The sequence below is a fragment of the Stenotrophomonas sp. STEN021 genome (assembly GCF_056760175.1).
In genome coordinates, this window is sequence record NZ_JBRREH010000068.1 from 20245 (window position 1) to 27042 (window position 6798).

General features: G+C 64.5%; 6 protein-coding genes. All 6 read left to right on the forward strand.

Features of this window, described 5'->3' with window-relative positions; translation table 11 throughout:
- Positions 1-8: 8 nt before the first annotated feature.
- The 6 genes from ACVOL0_RS14475 to ACVOL0_RS14500 all read left to right on the forward strand — a co-directional run bounded on the left by ACVOL0_RS14475 (position 9) and on the right by ACVOL0_RS14500 (position 6575).
- On the forward strand, positions 9-443 hold the full coding sequence (locus ACVOL0_RS14475) for a VOC family protein (RefSeq protein WP_481549704.1): 435 nt from the start codon (positions 9-11) through the stop codon (positions 441-443).
- On the forward strand, positions 440-853 hold the full coding sequence (locus ACVOL0_RS14480; RefSeq protein ID WP_481549709.1) for a VOC family protein: 414 nt from the start codon (positions 440-442) through the stop codon (positions 851-853). The genes ACVOL0_RS14475 and ACVOL0_RS14480 overlap by 4 nt, the downstream gene beginning before the upstream one ends.
- Before the next feature lie 13 nt (positions 854-866).
- Positions 867-1223 (forward strand): DUF1428 domain-containing protein, encoded by a 357-nt coding sequence (locus ACVOL0_RS14485; protein WP_481549705.1) that lies wholly within the window; start codon positions 867-869, stop codon positions 1221-1223.
- 164 nt (positions 1224-1387) lie between these two features.
- The gene (locus tag ACVOL0_RS14490; RefSeq protein ID WP_481549706.1) at positions 1388-2638 is read left to right on the forward strand and encodes an RNA polymerase sigma factor; all 1251 of its coding nucleotides are present in this window, start codon (positions 1388-1390) and stop codon (positions 2636-2638) included.
- Positions 2639-2703: 65 nt separating this feature from the next.
- The gene (locus tag ACVOL0_RS14495; RefSeq protein ID WP_481549707.1) at positions 2704-4353 is read left to right on the forward strand and encodes a M28 family metallopeptidase; all 1650 of its coding nucleotides are present in this window, start codon (positions 2704-2706) and stop codon (positions 4351-4353) included.
- A 248-nt stretch (positions 4354-4601) separates the two neighbouring features.
- Positions 4602-6575 carry a hypothetical protein gene (locus ACVOL0_RS14500; RefSeq protein ID WP_481549708.1) on the forward strand — a complete coding sequence of 658 codons (1974 nt, stop codon included), beginning with the start codon at positions 4602-4604 and terminating at the stop codon, positions 6573-6575.
- Positions 6576-6798: the final 223 nt, after the last annotated feature.

A 6798-nucleotide genomic window follows, 5' to 3' on the forward strand; every position in this document is an offset into this window, starting at 1 on the left:
GCAGGACAATGAAATTGATTCCGTTTTTGGGCTTCAACGGCCAGGCCCACGAAGCGATGGCGTTCTACGCCAAGGTGCTGGGCGGTAGCGTGGTATCGGAAATGCGCTACCGCGACATGCCGATGAACGATGAAATGAAAGGCTGTGGCGAGATGCCAGTGGAAACCCTGGACTGGGTGGCGCATTGCCAGCTCGAAGCAAAAGGTGCAACGTTGATGGCCGCCGACGGTCCGCAAGGCGCTGGCCCCAGCGCCACCACCATCAATATCGATGTGGACAGCATCGACGAAGCCGAACGCGTGTTCGCAGCCCTGGCCGAAGCTGGGCAGGTGCAGATGGCCTTGGCCGAAACCTTCTGGGCGCACCGTTGGGGCATGCTGCTGGACCGCTACGGCAAGCCGTGGATGGTCAACTGCATGAAGCCCATGCCGGCGGAGGGCTGAGCATGAGCAACCCGCAGATGATCTTCGTCAATCTTCCGGTACGTGATCTGCAGGCATCCAGGACGTTCTTCGCCGCGCTGGGTTACGGCTTCAACCCGCAGTTCAGCGACGACAACGCCGCCTGCATGGTGATCAGCGACAGCATCTTCGTGATGCTGCTGGTAGAGCCGTTCTTCCAGACCTTCACCGCCAAACCGCTGAGCGATGCGCGCAGGCAGACCGAGGTGATCACTTGCTTGTCGGCGGTCAGCCGGTCAGCGGTGGATGAACTGGTGGACAAGGCCCTGGCCGCCGGCGGCAGCGAGCCGATGCCAGCGCGTGATTACGGCTTCATGTATCAACGCGGCTTCGCCGATCTCGATGGCCACCTGTGGGAAATCGCCCATATGGATGGCGAGCCGGGCCAATAAACGGGAGACGATCATGGCTTACGTGGACGGATATGTATTGCCGGTGCCCAGTGCCAAGCTCGATGACTACAAACGCATCGCGCGCAAAGCCGGGAAAGTGTGGAAGGAACACGGTGCCCTGGCCTATGTCGAGGCGGTGGCCGAGGACGTGAAGGCGGGTAAGCGCACCTCGTTTCCGCAGGCGGTGAAGCTGAAGGAGGACGAAGTGGTGGTGTTCGCCTATGTATTGTTTCGTTCGCGTGCGCACCGCGACAGGGTCAACGCCAAGGCGATGGCTGATCCACGGTTGGCCGGAATGGGACCGAAGGACATGCCCTTCGATGGCAAGCGCATGTTCTGGGGCGGGTTCAAGCCGTTCGTGCAGTTGTGATGCTCTGCTCCCTCCCTTGCGCCGAAGGCGGAGGGGAGGGTTGGGGAGGGGGTGGCTTTTCGCATCACTGGTGCAGGCCCATGCCGAGCATGGCTCGGCACTACCGTCGCTCCTGCAAGTGCACTGCTTGCAGCAAGCGCACCGCGATGCTCTGATCGTGCCCTATGACCGACCCACAACTGCAACGCCTGCTCGACACCCTTTGGCGCATGGAATCGCCACGTCTGGTGGCGCGCTTGGCACGCATGCTCGGCGATCTCGACAGCGCTGAAGAGCTGGCGCAGGACGCGTTGGTCGCGGCATTGGAGCATTGGCCAAAACAAGGCATTCCCGGCAACCCAGCCGCTTGGTTGATGGCTACCGCACAGCGGCGCGCAATCGATCGGCTGCGGCAACGGCGCCTGCATGCGCAGCGGCAGGCGCAGATCATCGACGAACAGCAGGACTACGCCATGGGCGCGGAGCAGTCCGACCATCTGGACGACATCGGTGACGATCTGCTGCGGTTGGTGTTCGTCGCCTGCCATCCCGAATTGCCTGCCGATGCACGGGTCGCGCTGACCCTGCGCCTGCTGTGCGGCTTGAGCACGACCGAGATCGCACGTGCTTACCTGGTTCCCGAGCCCACCATCGCCCAGCGTATCGTCCGCGCCAAACGCCTGCTGTCCGAGCGCAAGGTGCCGTTTGAAGTGCCGCGTCTGCAGGAGCTTTCCGCTCGCCTGCAGTCGGTGCTGGACGTGGTCTATCTGGTGTTCAACGAGGGCTATGCCGCCAGTAGCGGCGAGGACTGGATGCGGCCGGCGCTATGCGAAGAAGCGCTGCGCTTGTGCAGGGTATTGACTGGACTGATGCCAGGCTCGGTCTCTGTGCTTGGCCTGCTGGCCTTGATGGAACTGCAAGCCTCACGCCTGCGCGCGCGGACCGCTGCTGATGGTTCGGCGGTGTTGTTGTTGGATCAGGACCGCAGCCGTTGGGATTGGCTGCAGATTGCACGCGGCCAAGCTGCGTTGGACCAGGCGATGAAGTTGGGCGGGGCCGATGACGCCTATGTAGTGCAGGCCGGTATCGCCGCCTGCCACGCACGCGCACGACAGGCTGAGCAGACTGATTGGCAGGCCATTGCTGACTTGTATGCGCGCTTGGCTGAGGTGATGCCGTCACCTGTGGTGGAGCTCAACCGCGTGGTTGCGGTGGCGCAGGCCCACGGTGCGGCACCCGCCTGGCGCTTGCTGCAACCCCTGATCGATGACCCGCAGCTGCAAGGCTACGCGCCGTTGCAGGCCGTACGCGGCGACCTGCTGGCGCGGCTTGGACGTGCACCCGAAGCAAGGCAGGCGTTCGAGCAGGCAGCGCTGCTGAGCAGTAATGCGCGCGAGCGCGCGGCGCTGCGGAGCCGGGCGGCAACCCTGCAATAAGACACTGCACATCAGCGCGCAGGGCTGGCTACACTCCAACGGTTGCCTTACCACTGGAGTACTGCGTGAAACGAGTCGTAATCAGCCTGTTGGCGATGTCGGTATCCACGGCCTTGATGGCTGCCCCGCCCAAGTTTGATGGCGCCCGCATCTCGGCCGACGTCCGCGAGCTTGCCTCCGACGCCTACGAAGGCCGTTCCCCGGCCACCGCTGGCGAGGACAAGACCATCGCCTTCCTCAGCAAGCAGTTCGCTGCTGCCGGCATGCAGCCGGGCGGCGACCTGCAGGACGGCAAGCGCCTGTGGACCCAGGCCGTGCCCCTGCTCAAGGGCGATATCGTCGGCAAGCCGGTGTTGTCGCTGAGCAGCCAAGGCAAGCCGCAGACGCTGACCCAAGGCCAGGAGATCGCCGTACGCGCGGCCATGAACGGCGCCAGCGCAGTGGATATCAGAAATGCACCGCTGGTGTTCCTCGGCTATGGCGTCAAGGCGCCGGAGCGCAACTGGGATGACTTCAAGGGCGTGGACCTGAAGGGCAAGATCGCCGTGGTGCTGATCAACGACCCGGATTTCGAGACCGGTGCCGGTGACTTCGACGGCAAGGGCATGACCTATTACGGCCGCTGGACCTACAAGTACGAAGAAGGCGCGCGCCAGGGCGCCGCCGGCGTGCTGATCGTCCACGAAACCGCACCGGCCTCCTATGGCTGGGCAACGGTGGCCGGCTCCAATACCAACACCATGTTCGACGTGGTCCGGCAGAACCCGGCCGAAGCGCACCCGGCGCTGGAAGGTTGGATCCAGCGCGACCTGGCGGTGGAACTGTTCAAGCGCGCCGGTCTGGATTTCGAAGCGCTGAAGAAGCAGGCACAGTCGCGCGACTTCCAGCCGGTTGAGCTGAAGGGCGAAACCTTCTCGGCCAACTACCAGGTCAAGAACGAAGTCATCACCTCGCACAACGTGGTCGCGCGCCTGGAAGGCAGTACCCATCCGGACGAGACCATCATCTATTCCGGTCACTGGGATCACATCGGTGTGGGCGAACCGGACGCACGCGGCGACCGCATCTTCAACGGCGCGATGGACAACGCCTCGGGTACTGCCGCACTGCTTGAGCTTGCGCGTGGCTTTGCCACCCAACCCAGGCCGCAGCGTTCGGTGCTGTTCCTGGCCGTGACAGCGGAAGAAAAGGGTCTGCTAGGCTCGGAATACTACGCCAGCAACCCGCTGTACCCGCTTGCCAAGACCGTGGCGGTGATCAACATGGACGGCATGTCGCCGTACAGCCCGTCGCGCGACTTCGGCATCTATGGCACGGCCAAGGTCGAGCTGCTCGACCAGCTCAAGGATGTGGCCAAGGGCTGGGACATCCGCTACACCCCGGACACCAAGCCGGAAGCGGGCCTGTTCTTCCGCTCCGATCACTTCCCGTTCGCCAAGCGCGGCGTACCGGCGCTGTCCTACGGGGCAGGGCAGGACTGGATCGACGGTGGCGTAGCCGCCGGCAAGAAGGCCTCCGACGAGTACACCGCCAAGCGCTACCACCAGCAGGGCGACGAATGGCAGGCCGACTGGACCTTCGCCGGTGCCGCGCGTGACCTGGAAGTTCTCTATACCTTGGGCGAGAAGCTGGCCAACTCGCGCGACTGGCCGAACTGGAGCCCGGAAGAAAGTTTCCGTGCGACCCGTGATGCGAGTGCGGCAGAGCGGAAGTAAGGCTTGAAGGCTCTTGAAGCTCTTGAAGCCCTTCTCCCGTTCACGGGAGAGGGGTTGGGGTGAGGGAAGCTTTTGCTTTAGATCGCAGTGATCCTGCGCTTGAGGCTTTACCGGTGAAGCCCCTGCCGAGCATGGCTCGGCACTACAAGCCCCTCTCCCTCCGGGAGAGGGGTTGGGGTGAGGGTTGGGGCTCCCCACATACACATGGTGCCTCCAAAATCCCGACCCAGCATCAGCAAGGAAGACCCATGAAAAACACCAGCGCCTGCCGCGCGATCCTGTGCCTGGTCGGTATCACCTCTTCATCGTTGGCCTCCGCTGCACCGCTGCCACCGAACTGGCAGATGCTGCCCACCGCCCAGCAGGAAGCAGAGAAAGGCCTGCCATCGGCCCTGCAGGCACCGCTACTGGCAAAGAATCAGCGCCCGCTGCAGCAGGTTGAGTTGCTGGTGGCATTGCCCTTCGAGCAAGTCCTGCCGGTGGTACAGGCCAGCCTTGCGCCCTTGGGGGCGTTCAACGCACCGGTCCAGCGCACCCGCGTGGCCTATATGGACCATGGCTGGGGCAATGTGCTGATCGCACGCCGTCCCGAATTGAAGGCCGAGTTCATCCGTCGCTACCGCATGCCTGCCTTGCAGACGGCGGTGGAGCAGGGTGCCCTGCTCGCCGAAGAGCTGCCGCTGCGCGAGCAGCGCCTGCAGCGTGACCCCACGGTTGATGCGATGAGTGACAAGCTTGCCGAATTGCAGGGCAGTTTCGCCAGCTGGCAGGCCAGCGCCGAGCAGAAGCACGGCGTGTTCGGTCGCGCCAAAAAGACGATCGAAGTGCGGGTGATGCAGGTTGACGATGCGCTTGGCAAACCAGCAACGGCAATCAGCCTGAGCAGAACCGACGACTGGCCCAATCCGGACGGCGGTATCGTCGACCAGTTGCGCGAGTTCAATGTGATGGGCGGTGGCCCCTCGCCACGCTTGAGCCGCCGTCGCGTGCCCGAGGCGGTGTTCGTGCCGGTTTATGACGCCGTGCGCGCGCTGCCCGGTGCCGCCTTGCAGATTGGCGTCAACGCCAGTGATTGGCAGCCCCCGGCGCAGGCAGACAGTCGCATCATCGAACCGACGTTGACCGCGCCGGGCGGCAACAGGGACGCGACGGCCGCGCAGCGTCTGCTGTCCTTCGGCAGTGGCGACTACTACGACATGCGGCCACTGGGCGATGGCAGTGTGCTGTTGCTGAGCAGCTATCCAGAGGCCTTGTGGCGCTGGGCGCCGGGCATGGGCGACACGCCGCAACGGCTGTGGCAAGCGGCTGCAGATGCCGGCCGGGCGGGCCTGGGTGTGGACGCGCAGGGCCGCAATGCCTGGCTGGCGGTGCAGCAGCAGATTGTCAGTTATAGCCTGGAGCAGCAGCGTGCGATCGCGCATCCGCTGCGTTGGGCGGCCGATGTGCGTCAGCCAATCAGCGGCGGCTGGGACTGGACACAGGACGCGCAGGGCAGGCCGGTGCCATACGACCATGCATTGAACGGCCGCGGCGGCATCCGCGACGTGCTGCGTGTACTGCAGCCTGAGTCGACTCCAGCGGCCGAAGGGGAGCCGTGGATCTATGCGCAGCGCTTCGACGCCACACGTCAGGGTGTGGTTGGCGGCTATCCCGGCAATTCACTGGTCAAGCCGGTACGTTGGGATGGCGCGGGCCAGGGCTTCTGGATCGAGGACCCGGCGGGTTTGACCGAGCTGGACGGCGCGAGCGGCCGGGTCAAGCGCGTGTTGTCCTTGCCGCGCCGCTTTGGCAAGGCCGATGGCAATGACGACACCGGCATGGCGCAATGGGTGCCAGCGCCGCTGGGTTCAGCCAAGGGGGCCTGGGTTGCGGTCGGTTTCGTGCTGATGGAAGGCACACGGCGCGATCCGGGCATGCATGTCCTCGATCTGGCCAGCGGCAAGCTGCGGTATTCGTTGGCATTGCCGGGGCTGAATTCCTTGAACGCGGCAACGGCGTCGGTCGACGGTCGACTGCTCGCCCTGGGCGGTAACGACGGCGGTACCCCGGTGCTGGCGGTGTGGAATCTGGAAAATGGTCAATCGCTTTCCTTGAACCCCAGTCGCTCAGCCTGCTGGGACCTGCGCCAGCTGCACTGGTCGCCGCAGGGTGACGCGCTGATCGGCCTGTGCGGCGATGGCGTGACGCGCTGGGTGCTGCCGGCAGAGTGGCGGTCAAGGTAGTGCCGAGCCATGCTCGGCGACGGCTTTCCCGGTAAGGCCCAGGTAGTGCCGAGCCATGCTCGGCAGCGGCTTTCCCGGTAAGGCCCAGGTAGTGCCGAGCCATGCTCGGCAGCGGCTTTCCCGGTAAGGCCCAGGTAGTGCCGAGCCATGCTCGGCAGCGGCTTTCCCGGTAAGGCCCAGGTAGTGCCGAGCCATGCTCGGCAGCGGCTTTCCCGGTAAGGCC